General features: G+C 59.9%; 15 protein-coding genes and 3 pseudogenes. 10 read left to right on the forward strand and 8 right to left on the reverse strand.

The features are described from left to right. Positions 1 to 453: 453 nt before the first annotated feature. A pseudogene (locus FJ964_RS31255) lies at positions 454 to 590 on the reverse strand (electron transfer flavoprotein subunit alpha/FixB family protein); the annotation flags it as partial. A gap of 353 nt (positions 591 to 943) precedes the next feature. On the opposite strand from FJ964_RS31255, the gene FJ964_RS30615 reads away from it, so the two are divergent. The 3 genes from FJ964_RS30615 (at position 944) to FJ964_RS30620 (ending at position 3707) form a co-directional block, all read left to right on the forward strand. Then, the gene (locus FJ964_RS30615) at positions 944 to 1600 is read left to right on the forward strand and encodes a dihydrodipicolinate synthase family protein (RefSeq protein ID WP_318012776.1); all 657 of its coding nucleotides are present in this window, start codon (positions 944 to 946) and stop codon (positions 1598 to 1600) included. A 61-nt stretch (positions 1601 to 1661) separates the two neighbouring features. Next, on the forward strand, positions 1662 to 1877 hold the full coding sequence (locus FJ964_RS31825; protein ID WP_318012777.1) for a hypothetical protein: 216 nt from the start codon (positions 1662 to 1664) through the stop codon (positions 1875 to 1877). 582 nt (positions 1878 to 2459) lie between these two features. Next, positions 2460 to 3707: an FAD-binding oxidoreductase gene (locus FJ964_RS30620; RefSeq protein WP_181172670.1), complete on the forward strand. Its 1248-nt coding sequence runs from the start codon at positions 2460 to 2462 to the stop codon at positions 3705 to 3707. 49 nt (positions 3708 to 3756) lie between these two features. Here the strand turns inward: FJ964_RS30620 and FJ964_RS30625 are convergent. Next, positions 3757 to 4032: pseudogene (locus tag FJ964_RS30625) on the reverse strand (FAD-dependent oxidoreductase); the annotation flags it as partial. Position 4033: 1 nt separating this feature from the next. Between FJ964_RS30625 and FJ964_RS30630 the strand changes: the two are divergent. Further along, positions 4034 to 4267 (forward strand): annotated as a pseudogene (locus tag FJ964_RS30630) (hypothetical protein); the annotation flags it as partial. A gap of 185 nt (positions 4268 to 4452) precedes the next feature. Here FJ964_RS30630 and FJ964_RS30635 read toward each other — a convergent pair. The 3 genes from FJ964_RS30635 to FJ964_RS30645 all read right to left on the reverse strand — a co-directional run bounded on the left by FJ964_RS30635 (position 4453) and on the right by FJ964_RS30645 (position 7552). Then, the gene (locus tag FJ964_RS30635) at positions 4453 to 5271 is read right to left on the reverse strand and encodes a carbohydrate ABC transporter permease (protein ID WP_140554461.1); all 819 of its coding nucleotides are present in this window, start codon (positions 5269 to 5271) and stop codon (positions 4453 to 4455) included. Continuing rightward, the gene (locus tag FJ964_RS30640) at positions 5272 to 6060 is read right to left on the reverse strand and encodes a sugar ABC transporter permease (protein WP_224629780.1); all 789 of its coding nucleotides are present in this window, start codon (positions 6058 to 6060) and stop codon (positions 5272 to 5274) included. Between the two features lie 217 nt (positions 6061 to 6277). Further along, on the reverse strand, positions 6278 to 7552 hold the full coding sequence (locus FJ964_RS30645) for an ABC transporter substrate-binding protein (RefSeq protein ID WP_181172671.1): 1275 nt from the start codon (positions 7550 to 7552) through the stop codon (positions 6278 to 6280). A gap of 267 nt (positions 7553 to 7819) precedes the next feature. Between FJ964_RS30645 and FJ964_RS30650 the strand changes: the two genes are divergently transcribed. The 6 genes from FJ964_RS30650 to FJ964_RS30675 are packed head-to-tail and all read left to right on the forward strand — an operon-like array spanning position 7820 to position 15146. Beyond that, positions 7820 to 8980: an ROK family transcriptional regulator gene (locus FJ964_RS30650; protein WP_140554466.1), complete on the forward strand. Its 1161-nt coding sequence runs from the start codon at positions 7820 to 7822 to the stop codon at positions 8978 to 8980. A 31-nt stretch (positions 8981 to 9011) separates the two neighbouring features. Further along, positions 9012 to 10499, forward strand: coding sequence for a M81 family metallopeptidase (locus tag FJ964_RS30655; RefSeq protein WP_140554468.1), 1488 nt, complete (start codon positions 9012 to 9014; stop codon positions 10497 to 10499). 57 nt (positions 10500 to 10556) lie between these two features. Further along, positions 10557 to 11924 carry a M24 family metallopeptidase gene (locus tag FJ964_RS30660; protein ID WP_140554469.1) on the forward strand — a complete coding sequence of 456 codons (1368 nt, stop codon included), beginning with the start codon at positions 10557 to 10559 and terminating at the stop codon, positions 11922 to 11924. Between the two features lie 27 nt (positions 11925 to 11951). Next, on the forward strand, positions 11952 to 13052 hold the full coding sequence (ugpC, locus tag FJ964_RS30665) for a sn-glycerol-3-phosphate ABC transporter ATP-binding protein UgpC (protein WP_140554471.1): 1101 nt from the start codon (positions 11952 to 11954) through the stop codon (positions 13050 to 13052). Beyond that, entirely contained in the window at positions 13042 to 13500 is a 459-nt protein-coding gene (locus FJ964_RS30670; protein WP_140554473.1) for a gluconate 2-dehydrogenase subunit 3 family protein, read from the forward strand. The genes ugpC and FJ964_RS30670 overlap by 11 nt, the downstream gene beginning before the upstream one ends. Then, positions 13497 to 15146 (forward strand): GMC family oxidoreductase, encoded by a 1650-nt coding sequence (locus tag FJ964_RS30675; protein ID WP_140554474.1) that lies wholly within the window; start codon positions 13497 to 13499, stop codon positions 15144 to 15146. Before FJ964_RS30670 ends, FJ964_RS30675 begins: the two co-directional genes overlap by 4 nt. 779 nt (positions 15147 to 15925) lie before the next feature. On the opposite strand, the gene FJ964_RS30685 is transcribed toward FJ964_RS30675, so the two are convergent. The 3 genes from FJ964_RS30685 to virB10 all read right to left on the reverse strand — a co-directional run. After that, positions 15926 to 17881 carry a type IV secretory system conjugative DNA transfer family protein gene (locus FJ964_RS30685; RefSeq protein ID WP_140554476.1) on the reverse strand — a complete coding sequence of 652 codons (1956 nt, stop codon included), beginning with the start codon at positions 17879 to 17881 and terminating at the stop codon, positions 15926 to 15928. Next, positions 17878 to 18903 carry a P-type DNA transfer ATPase VirB11 gene (gene virB11 / locus FJ964_RS30690; RefSeq protein WP_140554477.1) on the reverse strand — a complete coding sequence of 342 codons (1026 nt, stop codon included), beginning with the start codon at positions 18901 to 18903 and terminating at the stop codon, positions 17878 to 17880. Before virB11 ends, FJ964_RS30685 begins: the two co-directional genes overlap by 4 nt. Further along, the coding region (gene virB10 / locus FJ964_RS30695; RefSeq protein WP_140554479.1) for a type IV secretion system protein VirB10 at positions 18884 to 19816 on the reverse strand (933 nt) is incomplete at its 5' end. The genes virB11 and virB10, both read right to left, overlap by 20 nt.

A 19816-nucleotide genomic window follows, 5' to 3' on the forward strand; every position in this document is an offset into this window, starting at 1 on the left:
CCCCAAGAGACGCCGGCCACTTGCTCTTATGAGAATGCTATATTGAACCTCTATGTTGGGCAGCCTCAATCCATAGTGCGAGCGCAATGGCTGGCGATCGCCCCTTTACCTTCAAATTCCGGCCTCGATAGTCTCCGGCCGCAATCCATACTGTCTTCGAATTGATAGATTGTGACGCCCAGCGCACTCGCGCGAGCGAATAGCTCTGTCTTGTCTCGAGACATTCCGCTTCCGAGCCCCGTTGCCCCCTCATGGTTGCAGAAGCAACAACCATGCCACAGCTGCTGTGACATGGTGGCGAGCGCTACATGATGAGAGATTCAGCCGGACTCCGCACTGTCGGGAAAGAGCTTGACGAGACGAGATCTCGCCTCGCCGCCGCGTCGCTGCGCAGACCCTACAGTGAACCTAGCCATTGGGGAGCCGGCATGGAAGGCATTGTCGCGTTCAGGAAGCGCGCGCGCCCGAGATGATGATCTTGGCCGAGGTCAGCTCCGGACGGTCGTTCTCGGAGAGCTTGTTATAATGAAGGAGGAAAGACCTAGGTTGGCGGCAACGCCGACCGTCTCGACCGAGGCCGAGCCACCTTCGGGCGGGGCCAAGCGGCGCCGCTCTGCTTCGTCACAGTGTGTGATCAGGAAGCAAACTCCGAAGAGTCGCCCCCTCCAAAAGCCCGCCGAATTTCCACAGGTTGTCGGTGGCTGGCAAGGGCGTTAGGCCAAGCACAATAACTTCGCGGCGACTTTCCACTCCTGCTACGTCGGCTTTTGGGAGCTTCGGATGGCACTCAAAACGACCGAGAAAGGCGGCGTAAGATGCCGGCCGCTTTGAGGCGTCAACACTGTATCTGAACTGCTCGAATTTTAGGCTGCGATGTTCAGCCTTGTCGTCGCGAATGCATGCCTTCATACGTTCAGGAGCTATCTCCCGTAGCCGTGGCACCATGAGCGATCTCTGCGCCCTCCCCAAACATGCGCCGCGCGGCATCTGGGGCGCCGTGATGCTGGCGGTGGCGCTGGACGGCAACATAGACTGGAACGCTACGCAAGAGACTCTCGCGCGGCTCTGCGCATCGGGCGTTCACGGCGTCTATTCCGACGGCACGGCATGCGAGTTCCATTGCCAGACGGAAGCCGAATTCGACCGGCTGAGCGAGATGGTGGCGCAAGTCGCCGGCGCTGCGAAAATCCCTTTCCAGATCGGCATCAGCCAGTCCAACCCGCGCGTCGCACGCGAACGGCTGAAGCGTGTTGCGGGACTGACACCCTCGGCAGTGCAATTCACCTTGCCGGACTGGTGGCCACCGAGCGATGAGGAAGTTCAGCGTTTCGTCTCGGGTTTGGCCGACGCAGCGCCGAGCACGCCTCTGGTGCTCTACAACCCGCCCCACGCCAAGCGGCGGCTGAGCCTCGAAGCCATTGCCGCGCTGCGAACCGCGGTGCCCTCGCTTGTCGGCGCCAAACTACCCGGCGGCGACGCCAGCTGGTACGCCGGCATGCGGCGCGAACTGTCGGGCCTTTCGGTGTTCGTGCCAGGCCACGCGCTGGCAACGTTACGCAAACGGTGCGCATGGCAGCTATTCCAACATCGCCTGCCTTAGCCCGAAAGGAGCACCGCAGTGGTGGGCGCAGATACGAGCCGGCCAGCAAGCGGCGTTCGAGATGCAAGCACGCATACAGGCCTTCCTCGTGGACCACGTCCTGCCATTTCGGGCACGCTACGCCGTCAGCGACGCCGCCCTCGACAAGGCAATGGCGGCAGCCGGCAGCTGGAGTTCGATCAGGGCCCGGCTATTGTGGCCCTGTTCCTCGGTGCCCGACGAGGACATCCCACCGCTGGCGACGGCGGCACGCGCTGCCTTCCCCGGATGGTTCTAGCATGGCGCGCTTGCCGAATGGTGCCGACGGGGACTTTCGCTATATGGCGCAGCCGCGGCTGCTTTTCCTACTCGGGCGCTATGCGCGCGATCAGAAAAGTCGGCGTGACGATCTCGATGTTTTTCTTGCCGGTTTTGAAGCCGCCGACTCTGCGCCGACACGGTTTGGTCGGTCTGCGCTTTCGGCCGCGGCGAAACCGCCGCCTGGCGTCGGCCATCGGGCTGGGCGGTCATGTTCGTGCGCGGTTCGAGACCTCGCTATGGAATGCCGACGGAGGAATCGCGCGCGACAACGCCGAGTCTAGTGCAGAGCGGCCACTTGCATCGGCTCATCAGGCCGGCGTCATCCTTGGAATGGCATTTACCCTGCCCAGCCGCTAGGCCCGCCAGATGACCTAAAAGTCGGCGGCGGGACCGTTGTTGTCGCGAGGTCAGTAGCAAAAAAGACTTCTATCGGTGACCGCCCAGAATGCAGCCCTTTGCACCTCAAATCCTCGGGCTTCGTTCCCTTCAATCGCATCCGCCCATCGACACCGGCCGGGCATTCGTGCATTCACGGCCGGCAATTGGATGGACGGTGGAAATGCTGGATTCGGTCAGGTCGGTAGCTGTCGTCGGCGCTGGCATCGTCGGCGTCTGCGCGGCTCTTTATTTGCGCCGCGCAGGGCTCCAGGTAACTGTCATCGACCCTCTGCCCCCGGGCGGCGCGACGTCTTTCGGCAATGCCGGCATGGTGAGGCACGATTGCAACGTGCCACTCGCCATGCCTGGAATGTTGCGGCAAGTGCCGGGCTGGCTTGCCGACCCGCTCGGACCGTTGGTCTTGAGGCCACGCTATGCCTTGACGGCCGCGCCATGGCTGCTCAGGTGGATACGCGCCGGCAGGATGGACCGCGTCAACAAGGCGGCCGACGCCCTCGCTATCCTGCATCGGGACAACCTTGACTGCTATCGGGATCTTATCGGTGGCCCGGCTTTCGACGATCTGATCCGCAAGGTAGGCGGCATCCAGGTCTGGGAGAGCGAGGCGCACGGCCTGTCCGATCGCATCACCACCAGCATCAATGCGCGGCAGGGTGTCGTCACCGAGCCGTTGTCACGCCAGGATCTGCAGCGGCTGCTGCCCGGCATCTCGGCCATCGCCAGGCGCGGTCTGCTTTACCCGGACAACGCGCACACCATCAATCCGCTCCGGTTGGTCACGGCCATCTGCGATGGCGTGCGGCGGGCCGACGGCGTTTTCGCGGCGGAGCACGTGCTGAAGATCATCCCGCGCGAGGCCGGCGGCTACATGCTGATGACCAACACGGCGAACCGCAAGGCGGACGCGGTGGTGATTGCCGCTGGCGCCTGGTCGAACCGGCTGCTCGAACCGCTTGGCTTCAGCCTGCCGATGGAGACCGAGCGCGGCTATCATCTGATGCTACCATCGCCGTCGATCGAATTGCCGATGCCGATACAAATGAAGAACCGGGGTTTCGCGCTGACCCCGATGGAGCACGGTCTGCGGCTGGCCGGCACGGTCGAGATCGCCGGCCTGGAAGCACCACCCGACGAGCGGCGGTCCGAGATCCTGCTCACCCATGCGCGAGCCCTGTTCCCTGAACTGAACGGCGGCGAGCCGACGATGTGGATGGGCTATCGTCCTTCGCTTCCCGACAGCGTACCAGCGATCGGCCAGGTGCCGGGACACGGCTCCCTTTTCGTTGCCGCCGGTCACGGGCATACGGGCATGATCGGGGGCGGTTCGACAGGGCGGCTCGTTGCCGAGCTGGTGACGGGCAGCCCGACTTTCATTAATCCGACGCCTTACGCGCCGGACCGATTCTGAAAAGCGCTCAACTGTGCGCCGAACGCCGTTGGCGCAGGAAATCCATGCCCTAATAGGCCCAATAGGTCAGCTGCACCGCGGCGGTGCCGAACGGCCCGCCATTCCATAGCAAGCCGAAGGGAGCGAACAGGCGATAGCGGTCGCTGTCGCCTGAAATCGCCTCTGCGACGACCCGCGCGCCGATCGCCGTCGTGTTGAGGCCATGGCCGCCGAACGCGGTACAAGACCATACATTCGGCATCACCGGGCCGATCAGGGGCATCAGATGCCGCGCATAGGCCATCAGCCCTGACCATGCCGGCTCGATCTTGAGGCCTTCCAGTTGCTACAATCCCTATACCGGCCGGGGTGCGATTCCGGGTCTTCTCCCTCACGGCCCTCACAACGTCCGCGATGTGCTGGCCACGCATATCCTGAAGCAGACCGGCTCTTACGAACAGGCAAGCTATGCGATTCAGGACACGCCGGACATGGTGGCGCATCACTACGGCCGCTTCTTGCCACAGGACAAGGCTGCCCTCGCCGCCCGGATTTTAAACCAGGTGTGGGAGGCCGCGTAAGCCCTCCAACATCGGGAACCGCATACCCAGCAGGTGTTGCTTTCTGGGCAGATACAGGCTTGCTGACCGAAGAATCGTCGAAGAACGTGCGGCACCGGCGAGATCAGCGGTACCTGCCCCTGACCGAGGCCGCCCGCTGTACTCCTATCGCGATCGCGATTCAGATCTTATGCATCGAGATCCGATTATTTCCCAGCACCCCCGAGCAGGCCGCGCACGAAGGCCTTCTGGAAGAGCAGGTAGGCGAGCATCACTGGCAGAAGCGAGATAAGCGTCGCGGCCATAAGCGGACCGTATTCAACCTGCAGGCTGCTGGCGAAACCGGCGATAGTGACCGTGACAGGTCTGGCCTCGTCGCTCGTTGTCAAGGTAATGGCAAAGAGGAGATCGTTCCAGATGGCGCGACTCTGGATGATCGCGAGAGCGGCGAGACCTGATCCCGACGCCGGCAGAAGAAGTCGCCAGAAGTAAGCCGCCGGGGTGCAGCCGTCGATGAGTGCAGCCTCATACATCGACCTGGGTACCGACGCGAAGAAATTCCGCATGAAGAAGGTGCAGAAGGGAACGCTGTAGGCGGTGTGGACCAGCCACATGCCGGGAATAGTGTCGTAAAGACCGATCGCCCTGATCAGAAAAAACAAAGGAATTTGGACGATCTGGAAGGGAACGAGCATGCCGGTGAGCAGGAAAAGATAGACCACCCTTCCGCCAGCTCCGCGCATATAGGCAAGCGGATAGCCAGAAATCGCCCCCACCAGCAGCGACAGGGTCACGGATGGCACCGTGATCGCAATCGAGTTCAGGAAGCTTCGCCCCATCCGATCGTAGGCGATGGCGTAATTCTGGAAGAAGAGTTCGTTCGGCAACGCGATCACTCGCGTTATTTCGGACGGCGATTTGAGCGACGTCAGGAACGCAACCACCAGGGGGGCGGCAAAGATCACTGCCGCCGCCCCCAGGATCGAAAAGGGCAGAACCGTGCGCTTGGCGGTTGCAGTGTTCATCTATTCCGCCTCGCTGTCCTGAACGCGTTTTGCCAGCTGATAGATGTAGGGCATGATGATGAACCCCGCGATCACCAGAAGGCAGACCGAAATCGCGCTGGCGCGGCCCATCTCGAATCTACCGAACGCGGTGTCGTACATCTGCGTGGCCAGAACCTCGGAAGCGTATGCGGGGCCGCCGTTGGTCATCGCCCAGACAATGTCGAACAGGCGCATAGCGTCGACCGCGGCCATACCGAGGACAACGATCGTGGAGGGCCATAGAAGCGGGAAGCTAACCTTCCAGAAGACCTGCCAGGGTGTCGCCCCCTCGATCCTCGCGGCCTCTATGTACTCGACCGGAATGTTGCGAAGCCCCGCGAAGAACACCAGGAAAGCAAAACCCGTCGTCCACCACATCATCGAACCCATAAGCGCGAAATTAACGATCGAGGGGTCGCCAAGCCAGTTCTGGGCCAGGCCGCCCAACCCAACCGACCGCAAGACCGCCGTCAGCAGACCGTTGGTCGGCTCATACATCCAGCGCCAGATCGCGGCTACGGCCACGGCCGGGATTGTGAAGGGCAGGAAGAAGATGACCCGGAACACCGATTCACCCTTTATGCCCCTGTCGAGCAAAGCGGCCAGGAGCAAGCCGAGGCTCGTCGGCCCAAGCAGGAGGAAGACGAGCCACGAAATGTTGTTCAAAAGGGCGTGGAAGAAGCGCGATTGATGAAGCAGCACGACGTAGTTCTGCAGCCCGACATACTTCGGAGAGGGAGAGAAACCATCCCAGCTGTGAAGCGACAAATTGAATGTCGAAATGGTGGGATAGACATAGAAAACGGCAAAGAGAGTTACGGGAAGCGATAGAAAGACTGCGTGGGTCACCCCTGCGGTTTGAAACTTCCGGCGCATGAGTTGGAAGTTCGGCATGTCGGATTGTTCTCTCGGCGAGCGAAATTAGGAAATCGTAGAGTCAACGTCCCGGGATGTCGGGCCGACATGCGTCGGCCCGACCACGGTATCACCACTTCTGATAGGATCCCTCCGTCAAAGCCTCCTGCCGCAAGCCCTCAAGCGTCGTGATCATCTCGTTTTCGTTGGCGTCCGAGGGGTCGATCGCGAATTTCTCGATTTGGACGCCCAATTCCGTGCCAACCTTGGTGGGCAGCAGGAAAAACAAATTCGGCAGCACAGCGTTGGCCTTTGATGCATCCGCCAGCTCCTTCGCGAATTTGGCACCGACAGCATCATAGATCGACGGATCAACCGTCACGTTTGGTGCAAGTGAACCTTTCGGAACGGCAAACGCCGCCTGACCTTCCGCCGACGCAGCGGAGATCACGAACCTTTCAGCGGTTTCAAGCGTGTCGGCCGGTCCTTCCGGAACCGCGAAGGCATCCATCTGGAAAATCGCCTTGCCCTCTGTCCCTGGTGCCGGAAACACATCGAACTTCTCAACAGGGGCGAAACCCGCCTGTTTGAAATAGGCGGCCGCCCACGCGCCCATCATGAACATCCCGGTATTCCCGTTGACAACATCGTCGGCCGTTTGCGTCCAGGTCTTGCCGCTCCAGTTCTTGGCGTAACACGTCACCATCGTGCTGCGGTAAAGGTCCAGAGACTTGCGGAATTCCGGGGTATCGAAGCCGAGTTCACCACTCGCGATCTTGTAGTAGCCCTCGATTCCGACAGTGGATACGAGAGGCGCGTAAAAATTATACAGGCTCCAGAACGGACCTCCGGCGTTGCCCAATGGTTCCACACCTGCAGCGCGCAGCTTGTCGCAGGCGGCCACCAAGCCATCGTAATCCTTAGGAGGCTCCAGCCCGGCCTTTGTGAAGATCGCCTTGTTGTAAAAGATGTTGTTGATCAGCGACAGGTCATACGGAATGCCGTAAGGCTTGCCGCCTATCTTGACGACGCGCTGCACGCCCTCCGGAAAAATCTTGTCTCCGTTGATCTTTGCCCAGGTCTCCGAAAGATCATGAAGCTTGCCACTGTCGACGAATGTCTTCAGCTCCGACGCCATCGAGCTCTGATAGGCGGCGGGCGGGGTGTTTCCCATGAATGCGGTCTGCAATTGACGACGCATTTCGACGGCGTTGCCCGGGATCACCTTGCCGACGATCTGGTTGCTGGGATTCTGTTTATTGGCAAACGCGATCAAGGCTTCGATGCCTGCCTTTTCGGACCCTGCCGCGTAATAATGCCAAAGCTCCTTCGTGCCGTCGGCCCTGGCCACCGATGCGCTTGCGACCACGCCGAGCGCCACGCCGACCCATTTCGATTTACGCATTGTTCTACCCTCCGTTGAGCCGAGCGTTTGTCGTCGGCATATATTCTGTAAACAAGAAAAACCTACGCTCAAAAAACTACGTGCGTCAACAGATTGCGGTCGAAATATCCGGGTGGAAGTCCATCGCCGGAAGGGCAATCCGCGTAACACACTGTTACAATAAGATAATTTTTCCGTAATAAAATGGTCTGGCATTCGTCGATTGACAAATCACACGGCCTGCTCGTATGAATTATTCTCAATGCAAGAAAAACATCGGAGCGGGGCTTGAGCAAGTCGTTCATCAGGCATTTCAATGCCAATGCGATCTTTCACAGGATTCGCATCGAGCCGAACGTTTCGCAGCGCGACATCGTCGCCAAGACTGGCATCGACAAGTCCGTCGTCTCCTCCATTATCAATCAATTCAGCGAGTTGGGCCTGGTTGAACGCAGTCCTGTGGCAACCAGCAACAAGCCTGGTCGACCTGTAGAGGGCCTCACCATCTCTCCGGCTAGCGGATTGATCGTCGGCGTGCAGATCGAGGCCGACACAATCGGCTATGTCACTGCTGCGCTCGATGGAATCCCCATGCACTCCAAGGTCCAGGCGTTTGATGGAAAGCTGGGCGACGTCGTCGATCTCGTCGCTCGGGGTGTGAGGGAAATAGTCCGTGAATGCGGCCGCGACGGCGAGACGCTCGGTGTCGGCATTTCGCTTCCGGGCCTCCTAACCGACGAGGGCGTCTTGCTTCACGCTCCAGTCCTTGGATGGCGCGGCGTCCCTGTGGTGGACATGTTCTCCTCCGCACTGGATGCTCCCGTCTTTGCGGGCAACGACGGCAAGGCGGCCGCGATGGCCGAATACATGTTCGGTGAATGCGTCGGCGTCAGAGATTTTATTTATCTGTTTTCGGGCTCAGGCGTCGGCGGCGCCTTGTTTCTTGACGGCAACATCTACCGCGGCGCCAGCGGATTGGCGGGCGAACTGGGACACATCAAGGTTGTCCCGCAGGGCCGCTATTGTTCCTGCGGAGGCTCGGGTTGCCTTTCGCCTTACCTTTCCGAACCCGGGCTGGCGGAGGAGATCGGCAGGCTGACCGGCAATCAGCCATCTTCATTCAAGGAGATCATGGAGCGCGCCAGCGCGGACGATGAGGTGGTTGTCGGCGTCCTCGACAATGCTGGCGCGATTCTAGGCTCGGCGATTTCCAGTCTCGTAAACATCTTCAATCCGCCATTGGTTTGCCTCGGTGGCGATATGGCGAGCGCCGAGCCTTATCTGCGACCGGCGGTCGAACGTGCCCTGCAACGGCTGGCACATCCCTCGATGTCAGTGCAGACCAAAGTCATTTTCTCGCACTTGTCGACAGTCAGTCCGTTTCTCGGCGGCGTCGCACTCGCCCTCGACGGGGTCACGGGCCTCGATTCTCCACACGTCCTTCCGTGAGTTCAATTCAAGTCAGTTCGAAAGTCAGAGAATGCGCATAGGTATCGTCGGCCTCTCCATTGAAATCATGCTCGCCTCTCCGGTCCCAACCACGTGGGATGCGATACAACATTATACCGGCAGGGACATGTCCGAAGGTGACGTCTGGATGGTCCGAGGCATGCTCGCGCGCATGGCGAAGGAGAGTGACGTCGAGGCGGTCCCGCTATACTGGGCCACTGCGCTGCCCGGCGGGCCCCTGGAGCTGGCGGCATATCAAGACGTCAAGGAAAAGACGCTCGCGCTCATCAGCGCACACGGGCCGTTCGACGGGATGCTCGTTGCCAATCATGGTGCGTTGGAAGTCCAGGGGCTAGACATCGACGCAGACACCGACTTCATTCAGGCTATCAGGAATGTCCTTGGACCTGATGTGCCGGTCGGTGTGTCGCTCGATCTCCATGGCGACATGACTCCGGAACTTCTCGAGGCGTCGACGGTCATCAGCGTTCTGCGCACCGCGCCGCATCGAGACGACAGGCAGACGGGGTACCGAGCCGCCGACCAGCTTATCCGGGTCATTCGAACCGGCATCACGCCCAAGAAATCCGTCGTGAGCCTGCCAATTCTCATCCCCGGGGAGACGGCGGTCACTGCCTTGGAGCCCGCGAAAAGCCTCTATGGCTCCTTGCTGGAATACGACAGCATGCCGGGTATGATGGAGGCGAACATCCTTGTGGGATTTGCTTGGAACGACAGGCCCTGGACCGCGGTATCGGCGATTGCGGTAAGCGAAGGCGACGTCGAATTGGCGCGTACGCAGGCTACACGGTTGGCACAAGCGATATGGGCGAAACGCGCAGAATTCAATCTCAAGATGGAAACCGCGGAAGTTCGGCAGGGACTGAGGCTCGCCGTCGAGTGCCCGCAGCGCCCCGTATTCGTATCCGATTCAGGGGATAACACGACGGCGGGTGCGGCCGGAGATTTGACCCTCGTATTGCAGGCAGCGCTCGACGACGAACAGGTTCGCGATGTCGTTGTCGCCGGCATTACGGCCCCCGAAACTGTCCGCAAACTCGTCCAGGCCGGCGTCGGCTCGACGGTGAAAATCGAATTGGGAACCGAGCATCTTTCCCGTCCGAAGACAGCGCGTCGCGTCAGCGTGCTCGTAGAGGCATGCGGAGAAGAGCTGGTGCTGCCGGGATTCCAGCCTTACCGATCCAAGGAGGGCGCTTGGGCCAAGGTGCGAAGCGGCAATGTGATTGCAACATTCCACGCCAATGCCATCGGCATAACCACGCCGCACCATTTCATTGCAATGGACATCAGTCCAACCGAGCACAAGGCGTATGTCGTCAAGCTTGGGTATCTCCACCCTCAGCTCGAAGACGTCTCGGCTCGTCATATCCTCCTGCTGAGCGACGGCACCTCGCAATTGGACATGACGCAGCTTCAATGGAACCTGCTGCCCCGTCCGACCTACCCCCTCGAAGAAGATTTCGAATGGGACGCGCAGGCCCGGATGTACGGCGATTGATCTCCCTCGCAGCCAATTTCAACAGCTCTCACGCCGGCGCAAACAAAAGGATGCCAAATGACCATTTCCCTCACATCGGTTCAGTTGCCGGACTTCGGTATTCTCGGCGAAAAGCCGGATGTTCCCGTTGAGATATATGATGCGCGTGCCCGCGCCGCCTACGACAAAGCGGGGTGCGACTGGTTGGCGGTTTATGCCGATCGCGAACATTTCGCCAACATCGCCTTCCTGACGGGTTTCGAGCCGCGCTTCGAAGAAGCCTTCCTTCTTCTTGGGCCAAACAACAAGCGCGTGCTGCTCACAGGCAACGAATCCGAAAGCTACGCTCCGCTCGCGCGCTTGCCCGGAGTGACAGTGCTTTTGAGCCAGACCCTGAGCCTCATGGCGCAGGATCGCTCTCGTTTCCCGCGCTTTTCCGACCGTCTGGGCGACGCTGGAATCAAGGCAGGCGACACCGTAGGGCTGGTGGGCTGGAAGTATCTCGAGCCATTTGAAGACGACGCTTCTGAAACAGCCTATTTCGTCCCCGCGGTCTACGTGCAGGCGTTTCAGCGAGCGATCGGCCCTTCAGGCGGGCTGCGGGACGCCACCCATGTTCTGATGCACCCGGAAAACGGCGTCGCCGTCACCATCGATGCTGATCAGATCGCTGCGTTCGAGTGGGCTGCGACACGCAGCTCGCTGGCCACATGGAGGATCGTTTCCGGGGTCCGGGAGGGTGACAGCGAGTTCGATGCCGTCTCGCGCATGGGATATGCTGGAGACCCGCTGAACGTCCACACCATGTTCGCGTCGGCCAGCAAGGGTGAAACCGTGATTGGCCTGCGAAGCGCAACGGGCCGCAAGCTCAAGCGTGGCGACGGTGTGACGACCGCTATCGGGCATTGGGGCGGTCTTTCCTCCCGAGCAGGCCTTTTCGATGTCGCCAACGACGAGTTTCTCGCGATCGCCAAGGGTTATTTTCAAGGCCTGATTTCCTGGTACGAGACGGCTGCGATCGGCGTCGAGGGCGGCCTTCTTCATGAAACGGTAGTATCGACGCTCGCAAAATCGAAGCTCGGGCCTGCTCTCAATCCGGGACATCTCGGCGGCTACGAGGAGTGGACACATAGCCCGGTTCGGCCTGGCTCGAAGGACCGCATCCGGTCGGGCATGCATTTTCAGGTTGACATCATCCCGACGCCGATCGCCGTCGGCTGGGCTCTGAACTGTGAGGACGCCGTGGTGTTTGCTGACGAAGCGTTGAGGTCCCAGATTGAGGCCAAGCATCCGACGACGTTCAAGCGCATCGCCGCGCGCCGCGATTTCATGAAGAACGCGATTGGCGTGGAACTGCCGGCGGACATCCTGCCGCTTTCCTCGACGCCACTCTACTTCGCACCTTTCTGGCTCAAAAGCGACAACGTCCTCGTCCGCGACCGATAACCACCAAGATCCAACACCGGAGGGCCTATGGCCGCCATCGAACTGAACAAAGTCGTAAAAGCCTATGGGGACGTTCAAACCGTCCACGGCATCGACCTCACGATCAAGGACCACGAGTTCGTGGTGCTGGTCGGCCCTTCCGGATGCGGAAAATCCACCACACTGCGCATGATCGCCGGGCTTGAGACAATAACGGACGGAGAAATAAAAATCGGCAAGCGGCGGGTCAACGATCTCCTGCCGGGAGAACGTGACATTGCGATGGTTTTCCAGAATTATGCGCTTTACCCGCATCTTTCGGTTGAGGACAACATCACCTTCGGGCTGCGTTTGAAGAAAACGCCACGTGGTGAAATCCAGACGAGACTGATCGAGACCGCCCGGATCCTAGACATCGGCCACCTGCTTAAACGCAAACCAAGGCAACTCTCTGGCGGGCAGCGTCAACGCGTTGCAATGGGGCGCGCCATGATCAGAAATCCGGCGGTATTCCTGTTCGACGAGCCGCTCTCAAACTTGGATGCCAAGCTCCGCGTCCAGATGCGCGCGGAGATCAAACAGATCCACGAGGCGGTGCCGACCACAACGGTCTATGTCACCCATGACCAGATCGAGGCGATGACGCTTGCCGACAGGGTGGTCGTCATGAATGCCGGCAAGATAGAGCAGATCGCGCCGCCTCAGGAACTATATCTGAAACCGGCGACCAAGTTCGTAGCCGGATTCATCGGGTCGCCTGGCATGAATTTCGTCAGCGCGGCGCTAGAACAACATCGGGAACAACTGATTGGCGTCCTGTCCGATGGCTCGCGTCTCGACCTGCCAGCTGGCATTTCCAGATTCGCCGAGGCGGTGGGGCAGACGGTCGAGCTCGGTATCCGGCCCGAACACTTTTCTCTCGGCCCAAACGCAGGCCAAGTGGCGACCCGCATCGAAGCCGTTGCAGAGCTTGTCGAGCCTCTTGGAATGGATACGCTGGTACACTTCATCATCGCCGGCACGAAGGCCGTTGCGCGCGTGTCGCCTGACGCCTCGTTAAGACGGGGAACCCGGCTTACCCTGTATATCGATCCCAAAAGCATCTACGTCTTCGACCGCGAAAACGGGAGCGCTCTATATGGCGACTAAGGACATCTGTCCTGAGCGACGTGATATGGATGTACTGTCGAGGGTGGTTGACTTCATCATACCCGCGGATGATTTCCCCTCCGCTGGGCAAGCGGGGGTAGATAAATTTCTCCTGGGGCTCTGGAGCAGCGGTGCGGAATCGTCCGGACCTCTCGTTTTCAAAGGCTTGAGAAAACTGGATCGGGAATCGCACACCGTGTTTGGCGTTGCATTTGTCGATGCTACCGCAAGACAGCAGGACGAGGTTGTTCTGCGGCACGCTCGCGCACCTTGGTTTGTCACGCTCTGTGAGTTGGTCGCGGAAGGCTACTACTCCAACCCGGGCAACGGTTCCAATCCTCACGCGGTTTCATGGCGGATGATCGGGTACGAACCGGGGCTTCCCGATGGGCCAGACGGGCCACCGTCGAGTACGCAAGACATGGTTCGCGGAAAGCTATGTGCATGAATCCAGCATTTGACGCAGTCGTCGTCGGCAGCGGGGCGGCGGGAGGGATTGTTGCCTGTGTGCTCGCGGAAGGTGGCAAGACCGTGCTGCTGATCGAACGGGGAAAAGAGCGGCGCTACGATAACAGCGGATATCGCGATCACCTGCGGAACCATAGACTCTCACGTTACGGACATAACACCGGACCGGATATCGAAGGCAATCCGCGGGTTTTTGTGGATGCGCAGGGAAATTCCCATGTCGTGCGATCTCACGAGGCGAACTACCACGCCAATGCGTCGGCACTCGGCAGCGGGACCACGGTCTATGGCGGCCTTGCTTGGCGATTCCACCCGGACGACTTCCGCATGGCTTCGCGCTACGGGGTGCCGGAGCGGTCGTCTCTCGTCGACTGGCCGTTCGACTACACCGAACTCGAGCCGTGGTACGAGCGCGCGGAACACGAAATCGGGGTGAGCGGGCAAGGCGGACAAAATCCGCAACAGGGCATTCGCAATCGCGATTATCCCATGCCGCCAGTACCCGGCAATCCCGGGACCGACGTTCTCAGGAAAGGCGCGGACGCGCTTGGCTTGAATACGTTCGTGCCGCCGCTCCTGATCAACACCGTGCCTCGTCTTGGCCGCAAGGCTTGTATCCAATGCGGTTCCTGCGTGGGTTTCATGTGTCCGACGGACGCCAAGAACGGCACACAGAACACTGTGATTCCAAGGGCGATAGCCACCGGCCGATGCACAGTGCTTGCGCAAACGACGGTCGACCGGATCGCCACCGATGCTGAAGGCAAGGTCGTCGGGGTCTATGTGGTTGCGCTTAACGCGGAGGGAAACCCAAAGCGCAATTTCATCTCCGCAAGGACGGTTGTGCTCTCCGCTGGCGCAATCGAAACCGCCAGGTTGCTGTTGCTGTCGAAGACCGACAAGGAGCCGCACGGATTGGGAAATTCCGAAGATCTGGTCGGCAGAAATCTCCAGGGCCACGTCTATCCGACCGTATTCGGTCTCTTCGATCATGCGGTCCAGGATTCCAAAGGACCCGGCGTGACGATCGCAACGTGCGATTTCAATCACGGCAACGAAGGCGTAATCGGCGGCGCGATGCTGGCCGACGACTTCGTGATGCTGCCGGTGATATTCTGGAAGGCAGCGCTGCCGCCCGATCTTCCCCGATACGGCCTCGAGGCCAAGCGGTTTATGAGGACAAATTTTCGGCGTGTGACGCAAATAAAGGGACCTGTACAGGAGATCCCCTCGCCCGGTTCTCGGGTCACATTGGATGAACATTGCCGTGATCTGTTTGGACGCCCTGTGGCCCGTCTCTCTGGCTCGATCCACGACGAGACCAAGAAAACGGCAGCCTATATCCATGACAAGGCTGACGAATGGCTGCGGGCGTCGGGAGCCTTGAGCACATGGGGTGCGCAGCTGTCCCCGCAATTGTCGGGAGGGCAGCATCAGGCTGGAACCTGCCGGATGGGCCATAGGCCGGAGAACTCCGTCACCGATGCTTTCGGCAAGGTGTGGGGACATGAGAACCTGTTTGTCTGCGATGGCTCGCTGCATCCGACGAACGGCGGCTATAACCCGGTTCTTACTATCATGGCGCTGGCGTTTCGCAACGCGACCCGCATCGCAAACACAATCTGAACAAAGCGAGAAATCGATCATGCGAACACGCGTCGGAATCGTCGGCTGCGATCCTGCGTGCCAACAGGTCCGCGGCGGCTGATGGCGAGCCAGTGGCAGGGAGCGCAGCTCTGGTGGGCTTTTTCGCGCGAGGGAGATCCCGCAAGCGTCATCGGATGCGAACTGCGCGAATGGTGCGAGGTGATGCTTACACGCGAGACGCAGGTCTAGAACGTAGCGCCGGAATCCGCAGCGCTGTTTCGTAACGAGCGATCTCTGTTGTTTCGGCCCACCTGTAGTCCGAAGGGATGCCGCAAGGACGTCAGCTTTTGGCGATTTGCATCGCCGATCTCAACGTCTGAAGTGAAGGCGCATAGCAGCCATATCGGCAAGGGCCCGAGTGCGGACAGGCGGGTTCTGGCGTAAAATGTCGATGTCCGGTGGTCCAGACCGCAAGGCTTATAGCTGAAACCGGTCCAACGTCGGGGATGCGCAAGGACCAACCGTGCAGTGGTTGAATGTTGGCCGGCGCTTCTTGTCGACCATGTAGGAACACCGAACTATCCCAGGGTTTGACTTGCTAAGGCATAGGTCCTTGGCTTAGCCGAGCCGCCAGAGGGAAGCCATCCGTACGAGCCACTTCCTCACTGGTCGTTTGGAGCGTGGCGGCGAATCTTTCGAGGAGCGAAAAGTCCGTTGTCGGAATATTGCCTGAGTCCCATTGCCATCTCCTGAAGCAATATCTCGCCGCCTCTATTGGCCAGCCGGATGCCTGGGGTTCGAGCTCCCATGGGCCTTGCTCATGCGTTCTCCTCCTCGCCAACATCGGGGTCGTCAGGGACGACTTCATCAAAGATGAGCGACCAATCGCGTTCCCTCTTGTCGTCGCCGTTCTCGACAGCTTTGGTCGTCAATCCCTTCAGTCTTTGCGCCGCGGCGGCGAAACGAGCCTCTATCGCCGGCTTGGAGGCGAGTAGTATCTCACTTTGCTTTGCAGCCTTGGACGAGGCTGTCGTCTGCGGTGCGCCGAAACCTGCGGTGACGTGAACCTCCGACATCTCGACCTTCGAATCGATGCCCTGGGTCGCCGGGACACCCATTCGGGGGAGGAACTCGACCGCCGGTACATAGGGGAGGTTGGATCTGGAGAACCTTTCCATCTTTGCGAACGGTGCAGTTGCAAAGAACCGCAGCTTATCGGCCAGAATTGGCCTCTGCCCTTCCACCAGCACAATCATCTTGCCGGCATGCATTTGCCTTACCTCCTGTGGCATCATCAGGTCACGTTCTCGCACTTGCTCGACCTTGGTCCGGCGATGAAGGCCCATGAGCTCAATGCTGCGCGATTCGGTCCTGTAGCGAACCGTTCTTCTGCCAAGCGCCTTTGAAACATATTCGGCAGTGACCTGATCGTTGGCGCCAAGGACAAGCTGATAGCCGCAGTTTCCCATTAAGGAGTGACGCGAGGTCTCGCCGTAGATTTCGTCGAGGTTCTTGATGTCCTGGATGATGAACGCCATTTTTATGTTATAGCCGGCCACGTAGGGCAGCTTGCTCGTGATCTCGGTGACCTTTCTCAGCTGCCGAAACTCGTCCAACAGGAAATAGATCGGCAAGGATTTCGGATCCTGCGCCAGCAGAAGCGTGTCGAGGGTCTGCTGAACGAAGAGTGACAGCAGCGGCTTCAGCATGGCGACGTCGGTGATGTTGGGGGCCAGATAGATCGAGATCGGGCGGTGCTTCAGAGCGCGAAGGTCCATGTCGGTGACCGTGGTGGCGGCGACAACGCGCTCGTTGCGGAAGGGCCGCAGCGCCTTCTGGATGTCCAGCAGGGCGGACGCGGCAGCGCGCTCCGAGAGCGCGATATAGGCATTGAAGCTTTCCACCGTGAACCGCGACAGATTGCCTTGCTTTTCCTTGATGAAGACCATCAAGGCCTGGAGATTGACGCCGCTGTTGAAGAAGGATGTCACCTCGCCAAGGTTGCGCCGGTCGCGGTAGACGTCGCTCTCTGTCACGTAACTGATCGCGCCCGCCAGCACCAATTGGGCGGTGGCCTGCCAGATCGCGTTCTCCGATTCCACGCTCTCGGGAACAAGAATGCTGGCGATGTTGAGGATGTCGGTCGTCCGGTCGCCGCGGTCGGGCCTGATGAAGTCGAGCGGATTGTAACGATGTGTTCTGTCGCTGCCTGGCGCAAACAGGAACACTTGGTTCCCCTTTGCCTTTCGGTAGCCGGCCGTGGAGCGGAAGATCTCGCCTTTCAGGTCGGTGACGATCATCGACCCTTGGTGGGCGAGTGCATTTGGAATGACGTAGCATGTTCCCTTGCCCGAGCGGGTCGGTCCGATGACCAGATGATGACGCTCATCTTGGACGCGAAGGATATAGCGACCGTAGCGTCCAAGAATGTATCCGCTACCTCGGAACCACTTGCGGCGCCGAAGCGAGAAGGTGTTTTGGAAGCCAGCATCGCCAAGCGGTTCAGAAACAGATCGCAACCCCAGAGCGGCAATCGATCCGGCGGCGATGAGCGAAACAAGGCCTGCTCCCAGGCCAATACGCCGCAACACCAGATTCTCGGGATAGCGGGACAGTTGCTGGAGCGCGGCCAGCGGATTGGATGTCACCGTTGCTTTGAGGATGCGGCCGTCGCCATATTGGATCTGGAGTGCCAAACCGTAGGCCAGCAGCCAGATGACAACGCCAATCGCGAGGCAGAAGACGACGTAGGCGATGCGCAAGGAGCCCGTCATGATCGGCTCATTCTGGAAAAATATAGTTCCGATACACCGCGTCGACCGCCATCGCGTCGAAGCTGGATGACGATTGGAATAACGCTACGGATGTAGGAGATCAGATCAGCCTTCGGGTAGGCCGCGGACAGGCCTGATTGCATCACCATCATGGCAAGCTGTTCATAGGCACCGCGGGGCGTGTCGGCATGGACGGTCGACATCGAGCCTGGATGGCCCGTGTTGATCGCGCGGAGGAACGAAAACGCCTCCGCTCCCCTCACCTCTCCGACAAAAAGGCGGTCCGGCCGCATGCGCAGCGAGGCCTCGAGCAGGTTCTGGATGGTCACGGCGGCTGTGCCCTGGTCGCCTTTGGATGAAAGCAGATGAACCGTGTTTGGCTGGGGCGGAGACAGCTCGCGCGTATCTTCCAGCGTGATCAAGCGCTCGCGCCGGTCCACGGCTTTCAGGCAGGCATTCAAGAATGTGGTCTTGCCGCTTGACGTTCCACCACTGATCAGAATGGAGACACGGCTCGCGATTGCCGCACGGATAAAGCCATGAATGTCGTCCCTGCACAGAAGCTCGATCATGACGCGATCGGCGCTGCTCCTGCCAGCGATCGCCACCGAAACCTGACCGAACGCGCCCTCGTCGCGGTAGTCCTCGAGCGTGAAGTCGCCTACGACCTGCTTGCGGATTGAAACCGCGCCGCCATCGGGAGCCGCTGGCGGCAACACGAACTGGATGCGTTCTCCCGACGGAAGCGCGGCGCTCAAAATCGGGTTGGCGGAGCTGATGAATTGGTTCGTCGCAGCCGCGACCCGTTCGCCCATATTGACGATGTCACCGGTGGTGAGGCTTGGAATGTCGTGGAATTCCATGTGGCGAGCACCTAGCCGCTCGACATAGACATGGCCGGGCTTGTTGATCGAGATCTCAACCACTCTCGGGTCGGCCAGCAGGTGCTTCAACGGTTCGAGAGACCGGTAGAGAAAGTAGTGTTGGTCATTGTTGGCAGGCTCAGTTGAAGCCACGCTCATGACGAATTTCCTTCAACGCTTCTGAGACCGGGTCGTCGTAGAGGGCTGAAAAATCGAGGTCCTGGCGCACGAACACGAATATGCGCTCGCCCTGCGGCACCCTGATCGTCGGTGGAATTTTCAGGCTCTCGCCAAGCGCCTGATTGGCCATGTCGGAGAACGTCTGGGCAATAGTGGCGCGGGCAAGATCTTCGGCGCGGGGCCCATCGTCGCTTCCGCTCGTAGCTGCCTGGCTGCCATAGCCGGCCAGATAGCTTGCGCCCCCGCCCACGATCGACAGCAGAACGGCTGCGCCAAAGCGTTCACGAAATTTGGTGTCGACGCGGCCGGTAAGGCCCGAGCGGCCAAGACTGTCGGCGCCCATCGAGTTCAACCGAATACTGACACCGTCATCGCGAAGCAATCGCGTCCAGATGACGAAAATGCGCTTTTGACCGCGGATGACTTCCGACTGATATTCGCCGATCAGGCGCGTGCTAATGGGAATGAGGATACGCCTGCCATCGAACGAATAGACATTGTCGGCGACGATGGCGCGGATTTGACCTGGCAGATCGCTGACGATCGCCGTTTCCAGAATACCTGGAATGAGGGAGCCTTCCGCCACCAGGGCGTCGATGCGGGGAATTTTCCTGGCCCTTGCCGACCGATCACCGATGCTGGCGGCGGCCGCCAGGAACTTGCTGTTGCGGTCCTCACCGGCGACCGCGGGTCTCTGCCCCATGTCGGCTGTTGGACTTTCTTGATCGCGGCCTGAGCCTTCGTCGTCAAAGACGACCATGTTGGATCGAAAGCGTTTCGGAAACTCATCCTGAGGCGCGGCGGTCTCGGCTGGGGACACCGCAGGCGATGGCGGCGGAACAGTGAACTGCGTTGTAGAGGACTCTGGCTCTGGCGGCGGCGGGGGTGGCGG

Source organism: Mesorhizobium sp. B2-3-2 (genome assembly GCF_006442295.1).
Lineage (GTDB): Bacteria > Pseudomonadota > Alphaproteobacteria > Rhizobiales > Rhizobiaceae > Mesorhizobium.

What these genes read in the sequence shown, in the direction of transcription:
- FJ964_RS30615 (WP_318012776.1), top strand. Translation starts at nt 944, where the DNA reads ATGAGCGATCTCTGCGCCCTCCCCAAACATGCGCCGCGCGGCATCTGG.
- FJ964_RS31825 (WP_318012777.1), top strand. Translation starts at nt 1,662, where the DNA reads ATGCAAGCACGCATACAGGCCTTCCTCGTGGACCACGTCCTGCCATTT.
- FJ964_RS30620 (WP_181172670.1), top strand. Translation starts at nt 2,460, where the DNA reads ATGCTGGATTCGGTCAGGTCGGTAGCTGTCGTCGGCGCTGGCATCGTC.
- FJ964_RS30635 (WP_140554461.1), bottom strand. Translation starts at nt 5,271, where the DNA reads ATGAACACTGCAACCGCCAAGCGCACGGTTCTGCCCTTTTCGATCCTG.
- FJ964_RS30645 (WP_181172671.1), bottom strand. Translation starts at nt 7,552, where the DNA reads ATGCGTAAATCGAAATGGGTCGGCGTGGCGCTCGGCGTGGTCGCAAGC.
- FJ964_RS30655 (WP_140554468.1), top strand. Translation starts at nt 9,012, where the DNA reads ATGCGCATAGGTATCGTCGGCCTCTCCATTGAAATCATGCTCGCCTCT.
- FJ964_RS30660 (WP_140554469.1), top strand. Translation starts at nt 10,557, where the DNA reads ATGACCATTTCCCTCACATCGGTTCAGTTGCCGGACTTCGGTATTCTC.
- ugpC (WP_140554471.1), top strand. Translation starts at nt 11,952, where the DNA reads ATGGCCGCCATCGAACTGAACAAAGTCGTAAAAGCCTATGGGGACGTT.
- FJ964_RS30670 (WP_140554473.1), top strand. Translation starts at nt 13,042, where the DNA reads ATGGCGACTAAGGACATCTGTCCTGAGCGACGTGATATGGATGTACTG.
- FJ964_RS30675 (WP_140554474.1), top strand. Translation starts at nt 13,497, where the DNA reads ATGAATCCAGCATTTGACGCAGTCGTCGTCGGCAGCGGGGCGGCGGGA.
- FJ964_RS30685 (WP_140554476.1), bottom strand. Translation starts at nt 17,881, where the DNA reads ATGACGGGCTCCTTGCGCATCGCCTACGTCGTCTTCTGCCTCGCGATT.
- virB11 (WP_140554477.1), bottom strand. Translation starts at nt 18,903, where the DNA reads ATGAGCGTGGCTTCAACTGAGCCTGCCAACAATGACCAACACTACTTT.